We start from the raw sequence: 758 nt of genomic DNA, 5'->3' as shown, positions 1-758 counted from the left end.
TTCTGTGTCAGCGTAATCAATGATTTTATTGTTTTCAAAGTCAACACGCTCAATTGCGAAATCACTAATTAATTGAATGTTTTTTTCTTCCAATAAATATCCTAAAGCTTTTGAGCAATATTCTTTAGTAAATGCTCCTGATAATGGAGTTACATAAACAATTTCAACATCATTTCTAATGCCTTTTTTCTGAAAATAGGAATCTGCTAAAAATGCAAATTCTAGAGGTGCAACAGGACATTTTATGGGCATTTCAGTAATGTGAATGACCAGTTTCCCTTTTTTAAATTCTCTCAATTTATTTCTTAAAGCAAGAGCACCTTCATAAGTGTAAAAATCAAAAACAGATTTATGCCATTCACTACTCAACATTCCTTGAACTTCTTGTGGTGCAATTTTAGAACCTGTTGCAATAATTAAAAGATCATAAGCTATTGTTTCATTCTCTAATTCTAAGAAATTATTTTCAGCATCAATTTTTTCAATTCTTTTTTGAATGTAGTGTACTCCCTTTGGAATAAATTTTTTCCCAACTTTTTTTACTTGATTTTCATTGTAGATATCAAAAGGTAAAAATAAAAATCCAGGCTGATAATAATGCGTTTTGTATTGATCAACAATGTGAACGGTCCATTCATTTTTTGGGAGTTTTGACACTAAATGATTTGCCATCATTGTTCCTGATGTACCTGCTCCTAAAATAACTAAGTTTTTCATGAGTTTAAATTTATAAATCAAAATTAGAAAAGGTACAAATG

General features: G+C 29.3%; 1 protein-coding gene. It reads right to left on the bottom strand.

Features of this window, described 5'->3' with window-relative positions; genetic code table 11:
• Positions 1-717 (bottom strand): FAD-dependent oxidoreductase (locus IU405_RS03415; RefSeq protein ID WP_197437211.1); only part of this gene is annotated, 717 nt, incomplete at its 3' end.
• Between the last annotated feature and the right edge of the window lie 41 nt (positions 718-758).

The organism is Polaribacter sp. BAL334 (assembly GCF_015767435.1).
GTDB lineage: Bacteria > Bacteroidota > Bacteroidia > Flavobacteriales > Flavobacteriaceae > Polaribacter.
Note: the sequence above shows the minus strand (reverse complement) of the source record. Positions and strands in the feature narration are given on the sequence as shown.